This is a genomic window from Thermanaeromonas toyohensis ToBE (genome assembly GCF_900176005.1).
Taxonomy (GTDB): domain Bacteria; phylum Bacillota; class DSM-521; order Neomoorellales; family Neomoorellaceae; genus Thermanaeromonas; species Thermanaeromonas toyohensis.
Genome location: NZ_LT838272.1, coordinates 2,536,311 through 2,555,431 on the forward strand (window position 1 = coordinate 2,536,311; position 19,121 = coordinate 2,555,431).

General features: G+C 49.3%; 19 protein-coding genes. All 19 read right to left on the minus strand.

Annotated elements, in window-relative coordinates; genetic code table 11:
• Positions 1-22: 22 nt before the first annotated feature.
• On the minus strand, positions 23-640 hold the full coding sequence (locus tag B9A14_RS13005) for an MBL fold metallo-hydrolase (protein WP_084666218.1): 618 nt from the start codon (positions 638-640) through the stop codon (positions 23-25).
• 85 nt (positions 641-725) lie between these two features.
• Positions 726-1,175: a D-aminoacyl-tRNA deacylase gene (gene dtd, locus B9A14_RS13010; RefSeq protein WP_084666220.1), complete on the minus strand. Its 450-nt coding sequence runs from the start codon at positions 1,173-1,175 to the stop codon at positions 726-728.
• 44 nt (positions 1,176-1,219) lie between these two features.
• Complete coding sequence (locus B9A14_RS13015) at positions 1,220-3,388, minus strand: RelA/SpoT family protein (RefSeq protein ID WP_084666222.1); 2,169 nt, start codon at positions 3,386-3,388, stop codon at positions 1,220-1,222.
• A gap of 6 nt (positions 3,389-3,394) precedes the next feature.
• Positions 3,395-6,214 carry a single-stranded-DNA-specific exonuclease RecJ gene (gene recJ, locus B9A14_RS13020; RefSeq protein ID WP_084666224.1) on the minus strand — a complete coding sequence of 940 codons (2,820 nt, stop codon included), beginning with the start codon at positions 6,212-6,214 and terminating at the stop codon, positions 3,395-3,397.
• Between the two features lies 1 nt (position 6,215).
• Positions 6,216-7,124 carry a cation diffusion facilitator family transporter gene (locus B9A14_RS13025; protein ID WP_277995820.1) on the minus strand — a complete coding sequence of 303 codons (909 nt, stop codon included), beginning with the start codon at positions 7,122-7,124 and terminating at the stop codon, positions 6,216-6,218.
• 89 nt (positions 7,125-7,213) lie between these two features.
• Complete coding sequence (locus tag B9A14_RS13030; RefSeq protein WP_084666225.1) at positions 7,214-7,693, minus strand: hypothetical protein; 480 nt, start codon at positions 7,691-7,693, stop codon at positions 7,214-7,216.
• Between the two features lie 45 nt (positions 7,694-7,738).
• A complete protein-coding gene (gene secF / locus B9A14_RS13035) occupies positions 7,739-8,638 on the minus strand; it encodes a protein translocase subunit SecF (RefSeq protein WP_084666226.1) in 900 nt (299 codons plus the stop codon).
• Between the two features lies 1 nt (position 8,639).
• Positions 8,640-9,932 carry a protein translocase subunit SecD gene (gene secD / locus B9A14_RS13040; protein ID WP_157109960.1) on the minus strand — a complete coding sequence of 431 codons (1,293 nt, stop codon included), beginning with the start codon at positions 9,930-9,932 and terminating at the stop codon, positions 8,640-8,642.
• A 39-nt stretch (positions 9,933-9,971) separates the two neighbouring features.
• On the minus strand, positions 9,972-10,631 hold the full coding sequence (locus tag B9A14_RS13045) for an HD domain-containing protein (protein ID WP_084667149.1): 660 nt from the start codon (positions 10,629-10,631) through the stop codon (positions 9,972-9,974).
• Positions 10,632-10,640: 9 nt separating this feature from the next.
• Positions 10,641-10,922 (minus strand): preprotein translocase subunit YajC, encoded by a 282-nt coding sequence (gene yajC, locus B9A14_RS13050; RefSeq protein ID WP_084666228.1) that lies wholly within the window; start codon positions 10,920-10,922, stop codon positions 10,641-10,643.
• Between the two features lie 62 nt (positions 10,923-10,984).
• Positions 10,985-12,121: a tRNA guanosine(34) transglycosylase Tgt gene (gene tgt, locus B9A14_RS13055; RefSeq protein ID WP_084666230.1), complete on the minus strand. Its 1,137-nt coding sequence runs from the start codon at positions 12,119-12,121 to the stop codon at positions 10,985-10,987.
• A gap of 28 nt (positions 12,122-12,149) precedes the next feature.
• Positions 12,150-13,175 carry a tRNA preQ1(34) S-adenosylmethionine ribosyltransferase-isomerase QueA gene (gene queA, locus B9A14_RS13060; protein WP_084666232.1) on the minus strand — a complete coding sequence of 342 codons (1,026 nt, stop codon included), beginning with the start codon at positions 13,173-13,175 and terminating at the stop codon, positions 12,150-12,152.
• Positions 13,176-13,187: 12 nt separating this feature from the next.
• Positions 13,188-14,645, minus strand: coding sequence for a SpoIID/LytB domain-containing protein (locus B9A14_RS13065; RefSeq protein WP_084666234.1), 1,458 nt, complete (start codon positions 14,643-14,645; stop codon positions 13,188-13,190).
• A gap of 45 nt (positions 14,646-14,690) precedes the next feature.
• Complete coding sequence (locus B9A14_RS13070; RefSeq protein ID WP_172839160.1) at positions 14,691-15,878, minus strand: anti-sigma factor domain-containing protein; 1,188 nt, start codon at positions 15,876-15,878, stop codon at positions 14,691-14,693.
• Positions 15,868-16,581 (minus strand): RNA polymerase sigma-I factor, encoded by a 714-nt coding sequence (gene sigI / locus B9A14_RS13075; protein WP_084666238.1) that lies wholly within the window; start codon positions 16,579-16,581, stop codon positions 15,868-15,870. The genes B9A14_RS13070 and sigI overlap by 11 nt, the downstream gene beginning before the upstream one ends.
• A gap of 66 nt (positions 16,582-16,647) precedes the next feature.
• A complete protein-coding gene (locus tag B9A14_RS13080) occupies positions 16,648-16,872 on the minus strand; it encodes a DUF2905 domain-containing protein (protein WP_084666240.1) in 225 nt (74 codons plus the stop codon).
• A gap of 37 nt (positions 16,873-16,909) precedes the next feature.
• Positions 16,910-17,953 (minus strand): Holliday junction branch migration DNA helicase RuvB, encoded by a 1,044-nt coding sequence (gene ruvB, locus B9A14_RS13085; RefSeq protein WP_084666242.1) that lies wholly within the window; start codon positions 17,951-17,953, stop codon positions 16,910-16,912.
• Positions 17,954-17,986: 33 nt separating this feature from the next.
• Entirely contained in the window at positions 17,987-18,580 is a 594-nt protein-coding gene (gene ruvA / locus B9A14_RS13090) for a Holliday junction branch migration protein RuvA (protein WP_084666244.1), read from the minus strand.
• Positions 18,577-19,074 (minus strand): crossover junction endodeoxyribonuclease RuvC, encoded by a 498-nt coding sequence (ruvC, locus tag B9A14_RS13095; RefSeq protein WP_084666246.1) that lies wholly within the window; start codon positions 19,072-19,074, stop codon positions 18,577-18,579. Before ruvC ends, ruvA begins: the two co-directional genes overlap by 4 nt.
• Positions 19,075-19,121: the final 47 nt, after the last annotated feature.

Consider the following 19,121-nt stretch of genomic DNA (forward strand, 5'->3'; position numbering starts at 1 on the left):
CTCCTCTCCTCTCCTTAACTTTTTAGAAAAAGGGATTGTCCATCTTTTCTGCACCAATAGTGGAGGAAGGGCCATGGCCAGGGTAAATCACTAGGTCCTCAGGGAGACAGAAAAGTTTTTCCTTAACTGAGTCTATAAGCTGCTTAAAGGATCCTCCTGGAAAATCTGTACGTCCGATGGATCCAGCAAAAAGGGTATCTCCAGTAAAGATTACGCCTTCTCCTTTAAGGCAGATGCCACCCGGCGTATGCCCCGGAGTATGGATCACTTCTAAGGTTAGCTTACCCAGTTGTATGGTATCCCCGTCTTCCAAGGTCCGGTCTGCAGGGGGGCTCCCTCCCTGGCCTCCAGTAAAAAGGAGCAAATTTTTGCTAGCATCTGTAAGATACGGGGCATCTGCCCTATGGATCAGGATTTCCGCGCCTGTGGCTTCTTTTATCTCTCCATTAGCACCGCAATGGTCGATATGCCCGTGAGTATTAATAATATAGCGGATTTTTATCCCGGCCCGCACAGCCGAAGCTAAAATCCTTTTCCCTTCGGCCCCCGGGTCGATGACCGCTCCTTCTTTGGTTTGGGGACACGCGATAAGATAGCAATTAGTGGCTAAAGGACCGACCACCAAGGTTTCTAGGATCATGTGAAGGCTACCCTCCTGTCATCCAGAGTCTACGAAAGAAGGTTATAGCCACCCGCCTGGGTGAAAAACGGTTTTTGCTTAGACTTTAAAAAAGCCTGTTGCTATCTAGAAGGAGCGTAACAGGGCCGTCGTTTACCAGCTCCACTTGCATATAAGCTTGGAATTGACCACAGGCCACCTCTAATCCTTGCTTCTTTAGGGCCTCAACAAAGGATTGGTATAGCTTTTCCGCCTCTTCGGCTGGAGCAGCCTCACTAAAGCTTGGCCGCCTCCCTTTACGGCAATCTCCGTACAGGGTAAATTGGGATACCACCAATACCCTTCCGCCCGTATCCTGGACAGAGAGGTTCATCTTCCCCTCCCTGTCCGGAAACACGCGCAAACCGGCAATTTTTTCGGCCAGGTACCAGGCATCTTCCTCCGTATCTCCAACTTTAACGCCCAGAAACACCAAGAGCCCTGGACCTATGGCGCTTATCTCCTGACCATTTACTTTAACTTTTGCTGACAAGACCCGCTGGACAACCGCCCGCAAACAACCCTCACCTCCGGTCTTGGGGTCGGAAGCCTCTACCCCTGTCAGCTCGGAGTTACCCTCTTGACCTCCATAACATCTTTAACGCGCTTGATCTTGTCCATTATATATTGCAGGTGCTCTAGACTCCGTATTTCTAGTTTCAAGTCTACAGTGGCCATATTGTTACGGGTAGCCCGGGCGTGGACAGCATTGATAATAGTCTTGGTATCAGCCACTGCAGACATGATGTCCATGGCCAGGCGTGGCCTATCTAAGGCTAAAGCCTCTATTTGTACTTGGTAAGTAGCTTCGGCCTCCTGATCCCAGGCTACCTCAATAATGCGTTCAGCCTCTTGCCTTAAATGATGAAGGATATTGGGACAATCACTACGATGTACAGAAACACCGCGTCCCCGGGTAATATAACCTACAATGGCATCTCCTGGCAAGGGATTACAGCAATGAGCCAAACGGACTACTACATTATCAATGCCCTTAACCCTTACCCCTTGGGAAGGACGGCTAAACCCAGTCCAGGATTTGGCTGGGGGAAGGGTATCCATTGGGGGTAACTCTTCCCCTTTTTCTTCCTCTTCCTTTTCTTTAAGATCCCCCAATACCTGGGAAGGGGTGACTACTCCATCCCCTACAGCCACCAGAAGATCCTCAGGAGAAGTAAGGTTAAACTTGCGGGCTACTTCCTGCAGGAACCCGGCCTTTAAGACTTCCTCCGGTTCTAAGCCCTGTTTACGACATTCCTTTTCCAAAAGTTCCCTCCCCTTGGCCAGGTTCTTTTCCCGCTCCACCCGTCGAAACCACTGGCGAATGCGGTTTTTAGCCTGGGAGGTCTTTACAATTTTGAGCCAGTCCCGGCTAGGGCCACTACCTTTCTGGGTCAAAATCTCCACTATATCCCCGGTTTTTAGTTGGTAATCCAAGGGAACTATGCGGCCATTAACTTTGGCTCCTACACACTGGTGGCCTATATCCGTGTGCACCCGGTAGGCGAAGTCGATAGGGACGGATCCGGCCGGTAACTCTACCACATCTCCCTTGGGAGTAAATACATATACCCGGTCGGAAAAAAGATCTATCTTAAGGGACTCCATAAATTCCCGGGGATCCCGTAGCTCCCGCTGCCAGTCCAAAATCTGACGCAGCCAGGTGAGCTTCTGCTCAAACTCCTTATCGGAAGTGGTGTAACCTTCCTTATAACGCCAATGGGCGGCGATACCATACTCGGCTGTGCGGTGCATCTCCCAGGTCCGGATCTGCACTTCAAAGGGCTCGCCCTCAGGTCCCAGTACAGTGGTATGCAGGGATTGGTACATATTCGGCTTGGGCATGGCGATATAATCCTTAAAGCGGCCTGGGATAGGCCTCCATAAAGCATGGATTATCCCTAAAACGGCATAGCAATCCTTAACAGTATCCACAATGACCCGTAAGGCAATTAAATCATATATTTCGTTTAGCTCCTTCTGTTGCTTTTTCATCTTATTATAAATGCTATAGAAATGTTTGGGGCGACCCTGGATATCCGCTTCAATACCGCTCTCTTGCAATTTCTCCCGCAAAATAGCGGCCACCTTTTGGATATATTCTTCTCTTTCCTGCCGTTTTTTGGAAATACTTTTTACCAGCTCATAGTATACTTCTGGTTCCTGATAACGTAAAGCTAGATCCTCCAGTTCCCATTTAAGACGGAAAATTCCTAAACGGTGGGCCAGGGGGGCATAGATCTCCAAGGTTTCCCGGGCGATATCCTTTTGCTTTTCCACCGGGCAGTGCTTCAGAGTACGCATGTTATGCAAGCGGTCAGCTAGTTTAATAAGAATCACGCGGATGTCCTTGGCCATGGCCAAAAACATCTTCCGTAGGGTCTCCGCCTGCTGCTCTTCTTTTGTCTTATACTCTAGTCGGCTAAGTTTAGTAACCCCATCCACCAATAAAGCTATTTCTTCGCCAAAAACTTCCCGGACTGTATCTATGCTTATGGGCGTATCCTCCACCACATCATGGAGCAAACCAGCAGCAATGGTAACCAAATCCAGCTGCAGCTCGGCCAGTATTTCGGCCACAGCCAGGGGATGGGTGATAAAGGGTTCGCCTGAATGCCGCCTCTGGTCTTTATGGGCAACGCTAGCAAAATCATAAGCATCCCGGATAAGTTTTAAATCGGCGTTCGGATAGTATAGTAATATCTGTCTTTCTAAACTATGGAGATCCATTAATTTTCACCCCCTTCGCCGGGTAAGCTCCCGCCAGAAAGCGAAAACCTCCTCATAATCCCGGCACAGCTGGCGATATCGCCAAGAGCGGTTTAAATCTTGTTTGCTTTTAGGTACACCTTTAACCCAGACTTTGATCCCCTCACCATGGGGAGCTATATTTATCAACCTCAGTTCTTCCAAGATATTTAAGCCGCACCGGAATAAATAATTGCTGGCAACATTATTATGTAAATATAAAGCCTTTTTGCGCAAGCTTATAGCTTGTAAACGCTTATACAGGTGGGCAAGAAAACCTCTTGGGTCTAAAGGCAAAGGAGGCCCCTTACTTAGGGCATGTGCTGCTATGTACACTTCTGGCCGTTCTTCCTGTAAGGGAAGGGCAAGCTCCAGTTCCTCTTTCCCCCGGGGAAGGTAGGTGAAAAGGACCACTTCTGCTGGATAAAACCAAGCCGGGCACCACCCTACACCTACCAAAAGCTTTAGATCCCCAGCCAACGCCTGCCGCCGGAGGAGAAGCTTTTCCTCAAAAATTAATCCTTCATCCAAGCCTACCTTAAATTTACCCCGCTGCCATAGTAGCTGAGCTAGCCTACGTGCCTGCGAGGGGTGTTCAGTATATATAAGAACCCTCTTCGCCTGGGAAGCCATCTCCCAAGCCAGCTTTACTGGATCGGGAGTAAACCCGTAATTAAAATGGCCTAGAGAAAGCTCTCGACCGGCCTCTCGGGCTCCTGGGGACCATACCTCCCGGCCCTTTTGTCCCCTGTCCTTCCGCCAAAGCTCGAAAGGCTCCAGGAGAATCCCCAAGGAAGGCGGGATAACTAATTTTCCTTCCGGCAACCATGGTCCCCGGGCCACCAGCGGTCCCGCCTCAGGAGGTAAGATACTCTTTAGCCCGTAGTAGCAGCTTAACACCCCTAGTCCAGAGGACAGGATAATGGTCACCGGCTGAGACCCTTCTTCCCAATATCCCTTTAATTCCTCTAGTATAGCCCCAGACCAGGTACTCATCCAACCTTTCCTGGCCTCTCGAGATACGGTCCCGTCTTTATCCCCAGTAGGCCAGATGTCCACCTCTAGGCTAGTAGGGCTATCCACCTTGATGGTGATTGGACTAGGGGCTACCGGCCGCATGGCCTCCACTACCAGTTCCAGTTCCGTTTCCCCATTGAAGGTATTCCCTTCTGGCCGGAAAGCCAAGTCTACCTTGCTACCAATGCTTATATCCGGTGGTAAGGCCATCCGGAACCCTATGGCCGAAACTTCCCGACCCTCGGCCTGTAGTTTAAGCTTAAGGTGAGCTCCTTCGGGCCCTACCTGGCGTATAGAAATTAACCTGGCACCCCGGTAGAGGAACAAGGGCCGGGGGTTAGCTGTACCAAAAGGAGCAAGAGCCTTAAGTTCCTCTACTAAACTTAAGTCTAATTGGCTTAGACGGGCTTCAGCATCCAATTTAAGCCTAGGTTTAAAGGTTTCTCGGGTAGAAGCTGCCTCCAGCGCGTAAAAAAAGGCCTCCTGGAAAGCAGGTATCTTTTCAGCTTCTATCTCTAACCCTATGGCCTGTCCATGCCCTCCATAGGCTAAAAGGTAAGATGCGCAGTTTTTAAGGATCTGGAAAAGGTCTATTCCTTCCTGGGCACGTCCAGAACCTCGCCCCTTTCCCGAAGGTTCTAAACTTATAAGGATAGTCGGCCGCCTAAAGCGTTCTACTAGCCTTGCCGCCACGATCCCTAATACACCGGGATGCCATCCCCAACCCGTAAGAACCAAACCTGGATCTCCCCGTGTCACAGCTTCTTCCGCTTGAGTAAGGGCTTCCGACCACACCTGATCTTCCAAAAGCTGGCGGGTCTGGTTTTGCAAGTTAAGGGCTTGGGCTAGTTCCCAAGCCCTTTGGGAGGAAGAAGTAAGTAAAAGCTCCAGGGCCGGCCAGGCGGAACCCAAACGCCCAGCAGCATTAAGGCGGGGTACCAGCCCCAAAGCCACCCTTTCGTCATCGAGACTATCCCATTTTAAACCCGCCACTTCTAGTAAAGCCCTTATCCCAGGACGTTCTGCCTTTTTAAGTTCCTCTAGCCCTAGTTGGACGAGGGCCCGATTTTCTCCTAGCAAGGGCATAGCATCCGCTAGGGTGCCCAGAGCTACCAGATCTAAAGCCCATCCCGCAGCTACCCCCGCCTGGGGGGGTAGGGAGAAAAATTCAGCTAAAGCCTGGGCCAGCTTGAAGGCCACCCCCACTCCAGCAAGAAGAGCTCCCCCTCCCCCCGCTAGCCAGGGATTAATCAGACTCAAAGCTTGAGGGAGCACCGGCCCGGGCCGGTGATGATCAGTAATTATAAGGTCTAAGTCATTCTTTTTAGCCCAAGCGGCCTCCTCTGTAGCTGTTATCCCACAATCTACGGTGATCACCAGGTGGCATCCTAAAGAGCGCGCCGTCTCCAACCCCCCTATTTTAACTCCGTATCCTTCTTCTAAACGGTGGGGGAGATAATACTCTACTTCTAAGCCTAACTTTTTTAAGATTTCTCCCAAAAGGGCAGAAGCCGTAAGACCATCTACATCATAGTCTCCATAAATCAACACTTTTTCTTTCCTATGTACCGCCTTTTCCACCCGGGCTACAGCCTCATTTACACCAGGAAGCTCATAGGGTGAGCTTAAGGCCTTTAAACCTCCCTGTAAAAATAGCCTCCCTTCCTCTACACTTCTTATTCCTCGGTTGATCAAAACTTGAGCGGTAAGGGGGGATACCTTTAAGCCTTGAGCCAAAGCCTCCTGCAAGTCATAATCGCAAGGACAAACCTCCCATATTATCTCGGCCATTTTAGCGTTCCTCCTGGCAACCGGGGCACCGGTCACAATCTTTATCTTCCCGGCAGGGTTCTATATGAATCAGCACATGGGTATAGGGGAGTGCTGCCTTGATTTCCGAGGTAATACGGTCACATAATCTATGGGCCTCAACTACTGGCTGACGGGCAGGTACCACCAGGTGTAAATCGATCTGCCGCTCCCTCCCAGACTTGCGGGTACGTAGCTTATGAAATTCCACATATTCTCCCGCATGGGCACTAATGATCTCCTTTACCAGGCGTTCTTCCTCTGCTGGTAGACATACATCCATCAAGGGTAGGAAGGCTTCCCGCATCAGCTGGTAAGCAGCCCGTAAGATAAGGCCTGCCACTAAAAGCGCTACCAAAGGATCCATAAAGCTAAAACCTGTGACCTTAAGGATCCCGAGCCCCAGCATTACACCTACTGAAGTATAAACATCTGTCAAAAGGTGCCAGGCATCGGCCTCCAAGGCCACCGATTGTGTAGCCTTAGCCACTTTAAAGAGGTGACGGGAAATCTGGTAGTTCACCCCAGCAGATAGACCCATAACTACCATACCGGTTACTGGCTGGGAGACCTCTGCCCCTAACTTAAGTTTCTTTAAAGCCTCTATAATTATGATCATGGCGGCCACAAACACAAGAAGGGCTTCCAGGGCTCCAGCTATGTTTTCTATTTTACCGTGACCATAACGATGTTCGTAATCAGCCGGTTTAGTAGCCTCCTTTAAAGAAAAATAGGCGAGAACGGAAGCCATTAAGTCCAATCCAGAATGGATGGCCTCCGATACTATACTTAGGGAGCCGGTGGCTACCCCTGTGAAAAGTTTTAAAACGACTAAAGAAATATTAGAGAATACCGATACCCGGGCGGCTCGCAGGCGTTCATCCACGGCCACCGTCTCCCTCCACCTCAAAAAATTAGACTTCATCTTTCCCCGGGATGAAGTCCATAGCAGCACGCTTTGTTCCCATTGTAACACTAGAGTTAAAGGTCGGCAAGATATTTAAGAGTATACCCTAGCAAAAGAAGCCAAAGTATGAAGAAAGAAAGTCGAGGAAGAAAGATACTGCCGAGATACCTCCAGTACCAACGAGCCCCTGCCTTCTTTAACTCTCCTAACTCCGTTGCTCCGGCTATCCCGGCAAGACCGAAGCCCAACCTAGGCCCTAGCAGGGCACTACCTATGAGCAAAATAGTAATACCTAGGACTAGGGATTTATTTAAGTTTAGCCTCTCCCTAGGAGCCTTTCGCCACCCTATTATGGCTAGGGTTAAGGCTGCTATAATCCCTCCCACCAGTAATAGTATAGACAATAGGTTCTGGGGTGGTGCATAATACAGGATATAAAAAAGAAGGAGCGCTATAATGGCAAGCAGGCCTGCCCCAGGGTGAAGCAGACCTGCTAGGAGTAACCAAGCCAAAAATACTCCCCAGAAAATTTCCAGGATTGGAACCTCCTTCAAAGGAAGAAGTTAAGAGACCCGACCCTTCTTGGAAGTAGCCCCCTTTTAAGGAGAAGTTGCCCGGCGTATTTTACCTTGGACCGCTCGCTTGCGTCCTTCAGCTAGGTGCCGGAAATCGATCCAAAGGGGGCTGGCTGTAAAAATGGAAGAGTAGGTCCCACTTATGGTCCCTATGAGCATGGCGAGGGCAAAGCCTTTAGTAGTATCTCCACCTAAAACGAGTAGGGCCACCAGGGCAATAATTACAGTAGTTACGGTACTAATAGTGCGGGTCAGGCTCTGCCTAATGCTCCTGTTCACCAGCTCCTCGAGGCTCTCTTTTTTGCGCATCCGCAAGTTCTCGCGGATACGGTCGAAAATAACAATGGTATCGTTAATAGAATACCCGATAATAGTTAAAATAGCCGCCACGAAGGAACTATCTACTTCCCAGCGGAAAAGGGCAAAAAGCCCTATAGTTACTAGGACATCATGGACCAAAGCCAAGACCGCCGCTATACCGAAGAGAAACTCAAAGCGGAATCCTATATAAATAAGCATTAAAATTGAAGCTATAATTAGAGCGTAAAGGGCATTTCGGGTTATTTCCCGTCCAATTGTAGCCCCTACCTTTTCGTTACGCTTTATCTCAAAACTTCCCAGCTTTTCTTTTAAAGCAGAAAAAAGCTTACTGGTCTCTTCCTCTCCCAGGACAGGGGTTCGTAACAGAAACTCGTTTTCCCCGGCTGTCTGCAAGGAGCTCTTTTCTAAATTGAACTCCTTTAGTACCTCCCTAACCTGGCTGCTTTCTACAGGGCGCTCAAATTTTAGTTGTAGGAGATTCCCGCCAGTAAAGTCAATGCCAAAATTGAGGGCTGGCCGGTTAACCAGCATGGCTATAAGCCCCGGTATAATTACCAACACCGAAATTATATACCATAGTTTGCGTTTACCTACAAAATCCATATTACTTCACCCCTTCTAGTTCTACCGGCCCAGCTTTTACATGGGCACCATAAAGCCACAAGTTCCGACTAAAAAGAGGTACGCTGATAATTAGGTGGAGCAGGGTTCTGGTCAAGGTTATGGCTGTAAACATGCTGATGGCGATACCTAAAGAAAGGGTTATGGCGAACCCGCGAACAGTTCCACTGCCTAAGAAGTAAAGGACGATGGCGGCTAAAACAGTTGTAGCATTAGAATCAAAGATAGTAACAAAAGCTCGTTTGAAACCGGCATCCACTGCCGCACGTAAGGTCTTACCATTACGCAATTCTTCCTTAAGGCGCTCGTAGATCAAAATATTAGCATCTAGAGCCATGGCTACAGATAAAAGCAAACCAGCGATACCAGGTAAGGTCAGGGTGGCCTTTAAAGCCCACAGCGCAGCCAGGACAAGGACAGCGTAAACTATAAGGGAAAAGTTAGCTACTAGCCCCGGCAGGCGGTAGACTATCAGCATAAATAAGGCGATGGCCACCAGCCCTACAATAGCTGCCTTCTCGCTTTTAATTAAGGAATCTTGGCCTAAGGTAGGGCCTACTGCCCTGCGTTCCTCAATCTGTACAGGTACCGGGAGAGCACCACCGCGCAAGAGAGCAGCCAAGTTGGCAGCTTCTTTAAAGTCAGCAAATCCACCCCGGATCACAGCTTCCCCGCTGGGAATAGGTTCATCTACTACCGGGTTGGTCAGAAGTTGATTATCCAGGTAAATACCGATTCTCCTCCGGGGATCGGTATGGTTATATTTCTGGACCAGCTCTGTGGTAACCTCGGCGAATTTTTTAGTACCCTCGGTGTTGAATTTTAAGGCCACCTCAGGCTCTTGAGTACGCGGATCTATAAGGGCCTTGGCATCCTTAAGGTCCTTACCGCTCACCACTACTCGGCCATCACTGGTTTTAAACTCCAGCAAAGCCGTCTTACCAATGACTTTAACTGCTTCTTCTGGATCACTCGCACCTGCGAGCTCAATAATAAGCCTGCGGCTTCCCTCCCTCTGGATAAGGGGTTCAGCCAGCCCTAGCTCGTCCACCCGATTGCGCATAACCCGCTGTAGGGCCTCCATATCCTCGCCAGTTACCTTGTGCTCTGGGGTATCTTTGGCTTCTACCACTACATGAACGCCACCCTGCAAATCTAAACCTAGTTTCATGGCCTTAAGAAGCGGTGGCAGCGCTCCTATACCTAAGGCAAGGATAGCTAAAAAAACAGCTATAACTTTAAGGAGGTTCCCTCCTCTTCCAGTTCTCCCTGACAAACTAGCTTCCCCCTTGTTAATAACTTAAAATAAACGGCTCTAAAGGAGCCTGGTTTGGTTTATGACCAGGCCGAACTGGCAACTTAAGAAAGCTGCTGCCCGGCGGCACATCATCATACGGGTAAGAAAGATCTCGAAATACTCGGCCGGTTTACTTATCTCCAGGTCAATCTCTAATTCCAAGGTAATGGTTTTGTGCTTTTCGTCCACCCGGAGAAAAGAGTGTTCTACCGCGTAATTTACCCTGTCATGGAGGTCAAAAGTGGCTAGCTCCCGGTTCCTTACCCGTGAACGGTGCACATCGGATTTATCAGCCAGAATTAAAGCAGCAGCCACGGGGTTTACCGCCTGGCCATACTCTTCTTCATGGTTTCCAATGGCTCCCAATACCAGGGCCATCTCCCCAGCATCCATCCCTAGCCTTCGCAAGATATTATAAGACAAAAGGGCGCCGGCCTGACCATGGTTTTGCCGGCTTATGACATTACCTATATCATGGAGATAACCGGCGATGGAAGCTAACTCAGCTAACCTTTCCGGATAACCTAGCCTAGCTAGGACATTGTGACTAATGCTGGCCACCAGCCCTAAATGCCGGTGGCCATGTTCAGTATAACCTAAAGCTCCCAGGTGCTCGTTACCCTGGCGTACAAAAGCCTCTACTTCAGGATCCCTTTTAACATCCTCTAAGGTAACCAGTGCCAAAAATTATTTCGCCTCCTGCCCAGGGACATAGGATATAGCGTTCTTATCTAGCTCTATCTCTACCTTGTCTGCGATCCGGATCATCACCGTCCTATCTTTTATCTTGGTAATCCGGCCATGGATGCCACCGATGGTGACGACCCGATCATCCACCTTTAATTTACTTAGCATCTCCTGCCGCTTTTTCTGCTGCTTCTGCTGCGGTCGTATCACCAGGAGATAAAAAATGGCAAAGAAAAAGATCAAGTAGAAAATAGTCCATCCCCAGGCTTGCGCCTGCTGCATATTGCTTAACACCCCCTTGTTAATTTCCTTTCTACAAGGGGAGGATAAAACCTCTTTTCCCTTTAGAAATTTTCTTCCCCACCTTCGGTAGCCTGGTAACGGGAATAAAACTCTTCGCTCATCTCTAAAAGGCGGTCTTCGGCTATGGCCTGCCTTATACGGTCCATAAGGCGGAAAATGAAGTAGAGGTTATGAATAGTTGTAAGGCGTAATCCTAAAACTTCATTAGCCTTTATAAGGTGACGGATATAAGCCCGGGTAAAATTACGGCAAGTGTAGCAATCGCATTCTGGATCCAAAGGGCGGAAATCCCGGGCATAAATAGCGTTCCGTACCACCAACTTCCCCCGGCTGGTCAAGACAGTACCATTGCGGGCTATCCTAGTAGGGAGTACACAATCGAACATATCGATACCCCTTTTTACCCCTTCTAGAAGGCAGTCGGGTGAACCTACGCCCATAAGATAACGGGGCTTGCTCTCCGGTAAAAAGGGGCGTAGCTCTTCCAGTATAGCATACATCATACTTTTAGGTTCCCCTACACTTAAGCCCCCAATACCGTATCCCGGAAAATCCAAAGAAGTTATCTCCTGGGCGCTGCGCCGTCTAAGATCAGGAAAAACCCCTCCCTGGATAATACCGAATACAGCTTGATCCTGTCGTTTATGCACCTTAAGGCATTCTTCAGCCCAACGGGTAGTCCTTTCCACCGCCGCTTCAACTTCTTCATAACTGGCTGGATAGGCCACACATTCATCAAAGGCCATGGCAATATCTGAGCCCAGGGCTTCTTGGACAGCCATAGATTCTTGTGGCCCCATAAAATGGGTTGAACCATCCAAGTGGGAACGGAAAAGAACACCCTCGGGACGTACCTCCCGGAGACTAGCGAGGCTAAAAACTTGGAAACCGCCGCTATCGGTTAAGATAGGACGGTGCCAATTCATAAACCGGTGCAAGCCCCCGGCCTCGCGAATAACTTCAGCCCCTGGCCTAAGGTAAAGGTGGTAAGTATTGCTCAAGATTATTTCCGCACCTAGAGATTCTACTTCTTCAGGTGTCATGGTTTTCACTGTAGCCTGGGTTCCCACAGGCATAAAAACTGGTGTATGCACAACTCCATGGGGTGTTATCAACCGGCCCAGCCGGGCTCCAAAGGTTTTCTCAACCTTTATTACTTCAAAGGAGACAGGTGTCAAACTACGGGTCCACCTCCAGAATTAAATCCTAAAGAATTAGCATGGCATCGCCAAAGCTATAAAAGCGGTAACGCTCTTTAATAGCTACTTGGTAGGCTTCTAATACCCTCTCTCGCCCAGCAAAGGCACACACCAGCATAAGTAATGTAGAACGGGGCAAGTGAAAATTGGTAATAAGTCCATCCACAGCTTTAAAGCGATAGCCTGGGTAAATAAAAAGTTCGGTAAGACCCTCTCGAGGCTTAATCTCTCCTTCCGGTGTAGCTGCTGTCTCCAAGGTGCGGACAACTGTAGTACCTACAGCTATCACCCGTCCCCCTTGTCTCCGGGCCTCGTTTATGGTCCTGGCTGCCTCCGGATCCACACAAAAATATTCAGCATGCATCCTATGTTTTTCTACCACTTCTTCCTTTACCGGCCGAAAGGTTCCCAGCCCCACATGGAGCAGGATGTAAACAATCTTTACCCCCTTTTCTTTAAGCTCTTTAAGCAGTCGGGGGGTGAAGTGAAGGCCAGCTGTAGGAGCGGCTACGGAACCAGGCCTGGAAGCGTAAACTGTCTGGTAACGTTCAGGGTCAGGTAGTTTCTCTTTGATATAAGGAGGTAAGGGAACTTCTCCCAACCTCCCTAATATTTCCTCCCACTCTCCTTCATATTTAAATTCCACTAAGCGACCTCCCTGTGGTGTACGTTCCAAGACTTTAGCCCTAAGCTCTCCCTGGCCAAAAAGAAGTTCTGTACCTGGTGGTATCCGGCGGCCCGGCCGAACCAAGGCTTCCCAACAGTCTCGCCTCAAAGGCCTAAGGAGGAGAAGTTCTACCTGCCCTCCTGTTTCCGCTTTTTTTCCTAAGAGCCTAGCTGGAATTACTCTAGTATCATTGAGAACCAAGATATCCCCCGGCTTAAGATACAAAGGTAGTTCATAAAACCGCCGGTGTTCTAACATCCCCGCCTTGCGGTGTAGCACAAGGAGCCGCGAGGCATCCCGCGGCTCCACAGGGTGCTGAGCTATGAGTTCAGGGGGCAAATAATAATCGAAATCCTCTACCCGCATCTCTATCTCCTACTATAATCTTCTGGTATAGGGCCCAATAGTTAGCTTACCGTCATACCTTCCCTGATTATAATAATGTTCAATAATATCCCGGTAACTAAATCCTTTAGCCGCCATCCCCCGTGCTCCCCACTGGCTTAAGCCTAAACCATGGCCGTAACCCCGGCCCTGGATAAGCACCCTCTGGAATATTTTAGGCACCATACGTGCTCCTTCAGCACCAGCTACCGCATATTCGCTAGCAGGACCGTTTAAACTTAAGGGATTTCCTCCGGCCCCTACTGCCTTTAACTCACCAGCATAATTTAGCTCGCGCTTGTTCCCCTGGCCGTCCAGGATGGTGACCGTAGAGTCCATCTCTAAAGTAAAGAGGGTGCTGCGGAGGCCGAGGACAGAGCGTATCCTATCCCGGTAGGCTATAGCCTTACCCCTAGTCCCCACTATCTCTAGGCGGGTCACCCGTCCAGAGACTGTAGGGGTGCTCCCGTCCCGCCGCTCCCGGGAAGTAATGAGGTCTATTATATCCCCTAGCTCAGCAGTTTGCCCTGTGCGCTCAAGCCACGCCTTGATCATACCTTGTACTTCCTCCCGGGTCAAGGTTTTGCTCCAGCTATAAGTGCTAGCTATCCAACCTCCGAAGCGTAAGGCGTATTCATCCTCTGGTGAAGGTACCCCGCGAAGGTAAGGAAGAGCTTCCGACCATACATTTTCACTATCTTCCGTATAGCCTCCGGCATTGGAATGAAAATAAGCCTTCACTAATTTACCTTCATAATAGATAACCTGGCCCCGGGTAGCATCTACCGCCTTTTTAACCTTATCGGCCCCAGGCACAAGCTCAGCCTCATATCCCCGATATACCTGGGTGTAGGTATCATCAGTTACATCGTAATATCCCCCGGAGCCTAAGCAACTTAGGGCGTAGGACCGGGAAACTACTGCTTGGGCCTTAAGGGCCTCTTCAAGTCCAGGCTCCCCAGTCCCTGTACTTACCGCCATCTCTGGTCCCACCACTCCATAAAGATATTGCTCTAAATCTAAAGTATTAACTGTAGCTAATCCTTCCGGCTTAAGAAAGATCTTTAGGCTACCCCGTAAGCGTTCGCCCTGGTAAAGGAAAAGATTAAAAGTTTTTTCGTCCTGGGGGCGTAATTCTACCACCCCAGTAAAAGTCTGGGGCAAAGTTTGCCCTTGCCGTATAAGAAATAGCTTTCCATCTATGGTCCGCGCTTCCCAAGCTTCCCCTACCACTGGCCGGGCGATCTCTTTCCCTTGCTCATCGAGCAATTGGTACCCACCTTGTATTACCTGGAAACTGACCTGGGATAGGCCCTGATCTAAAAGAACCCGGATGTAAGGAGGCTGGACTGTATCTGCCCTGGCCCCTGGGGAAAAACTAGCAAGCCCTAAGGATACTAGTATTACCCAACACCAACGCTTAAATTTACCCCTCAAGAACCCTTCCCCCATTTATCCCCTCATTCTCCTCCATTTACTCTTTAAAATACATTGGCTCTATTCTTTGCTTTGTTCCTTTATTCCCCTATTCCCTTCTTTATTTTCCTCCATCCTTTCCGGGATTCTAACACCTTTACTAGGGTGTTCGGGGTTAACCTTTATATCCTGTGGGCTAAACGCATCCCCTTTCTTCCCAGGGGTTTCTTCTCTCTTTGGAAATACTATAGGAGCCTTCCCCGTTTCTCCCCTCTTCTGAGCTGTTCCTATATCTTGACCTTCCTTCTCTACCCCTGGGCTCTCCCTTGAAGGCTTTTCCTCCAGCCTTCCTTCTGGCAGTGGTGGGAGATTCTTCTTAGGTAGGCCCTCTTTATTTTCTCTATTTTCTCTTTCTAGGACATGACTTCCTTCTTTTGGACTAACTGGATTAAAATGCTGCTCCCCCTTGTCCCTAACATCCGGTACAATAGAATCCCAAAGCTTTTGAGGATCGGCTCCGGCCTGGCGGAGAGCCTTTAAAGCCCCTCTCTCTTTTAGAGCCTCCACCGTAACCGGTAGTCCAGCTTCTAAAGCCTTTAAAAACAAAGCGTATTTTCCTGGGGAAAGACCTAATCTGGCTGCCTGTTTCCGTAGTTCTACCTTAAAGGTTCCTGCCTTAACCACAGGTTCCACACGTTCGGCCCGTAATACCTCCTCAGCCACTTTAGCCAACCTACCCGCCAACCGGTCTCCAGCCTCTATCCCCTCTTCTGTTTCTTTTCCAGGAACTACACTAACTAAAAGAAACCCTTCTTCCCCCGGCCGTAAGTAGCCCTTCTCTAGAGCTACCTTGGCTAAGGTCCTTAGGGCGTCTTGTACATCTTGCCCTCTTAGGTTAAGCCCTTCTAGTAAAACTTTTCCATCAGTGTTAAGGGAGTTAGCCTCCATCACTTTCTCCTGGGTATTCAGGACCAGTTCAAGGCTAGGGTTAATGTCTATAGCTACGTAAAAAGCAGGCTGCTGTCTTGCTAGTATACCAGGGCTAAAGATACGGGAAAGACCCCAAGCTAGAAAAACTAAAGCTACAGCCGTGGCAGCAAACTTCATCCGAGCCCACGTCCAGGAAGATGCCGGTGGTAACATTATCTCCTCCCCTATACTCGGGAAAGGTTGGGGAACCCTGACCCGCCGGAATTCTCCCTGGGGTGTTAGGACTATCGCTTCTTTTCCCCGGATCTCCAAAACGAGCCCCCTTTCATCAGCCCCCATTGCTTTCACCCCTTTCGGCCTGACTAATGTATTCTTTGAGATAATCATAATCCCCCATAATTATAAGGGCTAAAGCTATTATGTACTTACGGTGACGTTCCAGGGTTTTACGACTGGTTTTAAGATTATGGCCTAAAGCTTTAAGAGGTAATTCCTTCTTTTCCTCTAAATAGCGCCGTAAAAGGGGATTATCAGCAATGGTCCGTGCACAAGCCAGGGCCCGTTGGCGGGCATCCTGGTGGCGGGGACAGTTCCGTACCAGGTCCGCAAAGGAGATCCCATAAGAGGCCAGCTCCTTCTGGTACCGGACTATCTCTTCCCGGCGATCCACCAGTTCCCAAGCCCAGTGGTGGTCTTCTGGAGTGGATGAAACCTGTATATCTTGGGTAGCGAGGTGCTGGCGGTGCCTTTCTTCCTGCCGGAAATAGTCAATTATCCGCCGTCTGATTACTGTCTCCGCAAGGGTTAAAAAAGAAACACCTTTACGGGGATCGTAAGTATCGATGGCTTCATTAAAGGCCATAAGCCCAATGCTAGCTTCATCATCCTCCCCCAGGCGTACAAAGCGGCCGCTTAGTCGGGAGACGATGTTTAGGATAAAAGGGGTGAACTTCCGGATCAACTCTTCCCGGGCTAGATCGTTACCCTTCCGGGCTAAAGAAAGGAGGTGGTTAGGATCGGCTCCCAGTGGCAATTGCCTCACCCCATATATAAAAATTCGCTTAAAACCCTGGCTTTTAAAGGGTAGGGGACGCTGGAAAGGGAGAAGTTAACGCCGGAAGAGCAGATTTAACACTAGGGTTAGGATAAGGCTTAGCACCAGGGAGGTAACAAGAGGAAAATAAAAGGTAAAGTTGCCCTTCTGGATATATATATCCCCTGGCAACCTGCCCAAGGAAAATAGCTTACCCAGGCCTAAGACCATAAGGCCCATGAGGGCTATAAAAATTCCCATTCCTACAAGCATTTTGCCCAAGAAACTAAAGTCACCCATAAGTGTTTTTCCCCCTTTAAAATGGAAAATCTAAGCTTTACTCCTCGATAGAGGTATCTTGAAACCATCTTAACTGGGCATTGGTCTCTCCTGGAGGCTCCTTCCCTAGATGTCGATAAGCCAGTTTAGTAGCTAATCTACCCCGAGGGGTCCGCTGTAGGTAACCCTTTTGCAATAAGTAAGGTTCATATACATCCTCCAGAGTACCCGGATCCTCGCTTAGAGCCGCGGCTAAGGCCTCCAGGCCTACAGGACCTCCCCCAAAGCGTTCAATAATGGTAGATAGTAACCTCCTGTCTAAGGTATCTAAGCCTGCCTCGTCAACCTCCAGCAATTCTAAAGCCTCCCTAGCCACTTCCAGGGTAATTGTTCCTTGAGCCTTAACCTGGGCATAATCTCGTACCCTTTTTAAAAGGCGGTTAGCTACCCGGGGTGTACCTCGAGCACGGCGAGCGATCTCCCAAGCCGCACCTGGTTCCACTTGGACCTTTAAAATGGCGGCCGAACGCTGGATAATGGCCGCGAGTTCCTCATGCTTGTAAAAATCTAAGCGGGCTGTGATACCAAAGCGTTCCCTTAAAGGTGAAGTCAAAAGGCCTGTCCGGGTGGTAGCTCCCACTAAGGTGAACCGGGGTAAAGCCAAGCGTAGGGATCGCGCTCCTGGCCCTTTCCCCAAAACGATATCCAGCCCAAAATCTTCCATGGCCGGATAAAGGATCTCTTCTACACTCCGGGGTAGACGATGGATCTCATCGATAAACAATACTTCCCGTGGCTGTAAACTAGTGAGGATCGCGGCCATATCGCCAGGACGCTCAATAGCAGGACCTGAAGTTATACGGAAGGGCACCCCTAATTCTCGGGCGATAATACCCGCCAAGGTGGTCTTCCCCAAGCCCGGTGGCCCGCATAATAAAACATGATCTAAGGCTTCGCCACGAGCCTTGGCAGCAGCAATAAAAATGCTCAAAGTATTTTTGATGTGCTCCTGGCCTATATATTCAGCCAGGGATCGGGGCCGTAAACTGGCTTCTATCTCTTGTTCTCCCGAATGAAGGCCAGAAGCCACAAGACGTTCCATAAAAAACTTTTCCCTTCCTAAACATACATAATTTTACTTAACAGAACCCAAAATCCTTAACACTGCCTGGAGCAGTTCAGCACTACTAGCTCCCGGGCCTAATTGCTCTCGGGCTCTGCGCAAGGGCTCCTGCACTTCGGAAGCCGTATAGCCCAAGTTGACTAAAGCACCCAGGACTTCATCTTCAGCCGTATGGGAGATCTCCTTCCCCTCTAAAATCTGGAATCCCGACTTAAGCAGCCTATCTTTAAGTTCTACCACCAGCCGCTTGGCTTTTTTAGGCCCTATACCCGGTAAAGCGGTAAGAAAACCTGTATCTTCTTCTACAATGGCTTGGATGAGCCGTGAAGGCGATACAGAGCTCGCTAGTACCTGGGCACCTTTGGGGCCCATCCCAGTTACGCCTAAAAGGAGCTGGAAGATATTAAGCTCTTCTGGGGTTTTAAATCCGTAAAGCTCTATAGTTTCTCCTTTTATTACCATATGGGTATGGAGGATTACCTCGTGGCCTAAGGGCGGCCAATCTTGTACCCCCCAGGTATGTACCCAAAAACCTACACCGTTTACTTCTAAAACCACACCCCCAGGAGTAACCTGCCTTAACTTCCCCCGTAAAAAAGTTATCATACGAGATCCAACCCTAAGCCCCGTAACCCTTGATGAGCAGCATGACAAAGGGCCACGGCCAAAGCATCGGCTGCATCATCAGGTGCGGGGAACTGGGGCAGGTTTAAAATAGCTTGTACCATTTTCTGTACCTGATATTTGGGGGCGCGGCCATAACCGGTCACTGCTTGTTTAACTTCCAAAGGAGTATATTCGGCTATTTCCAACCCCGCGTGAATAGCAGCGAGAATAATCACTCCTCGTGCCTGCCCCACGGCCATGGCAGTACGAGTATTCCGGTTAAAAAATATTTCTTCCACAGCCAGGCAGGAAGGTTTTTCCTTATGGATCAAGCTCAAAACCTGTTCATATAGGGAAGCCAAGCGTAAGGGTAGCGGCTGAGCCGGTGAAGTAGATATTAAGCCATAATCACCCACTTTAACCCACGAACCTTCTGCCTCTATTATGCCATAACCAGTGGTAGCTGTACCTGGGTCAATCCCTAAAATACGCATAAACTCTCCTCCTGTGTTACGTAATTCGCCATCTTAAACTCAATCCC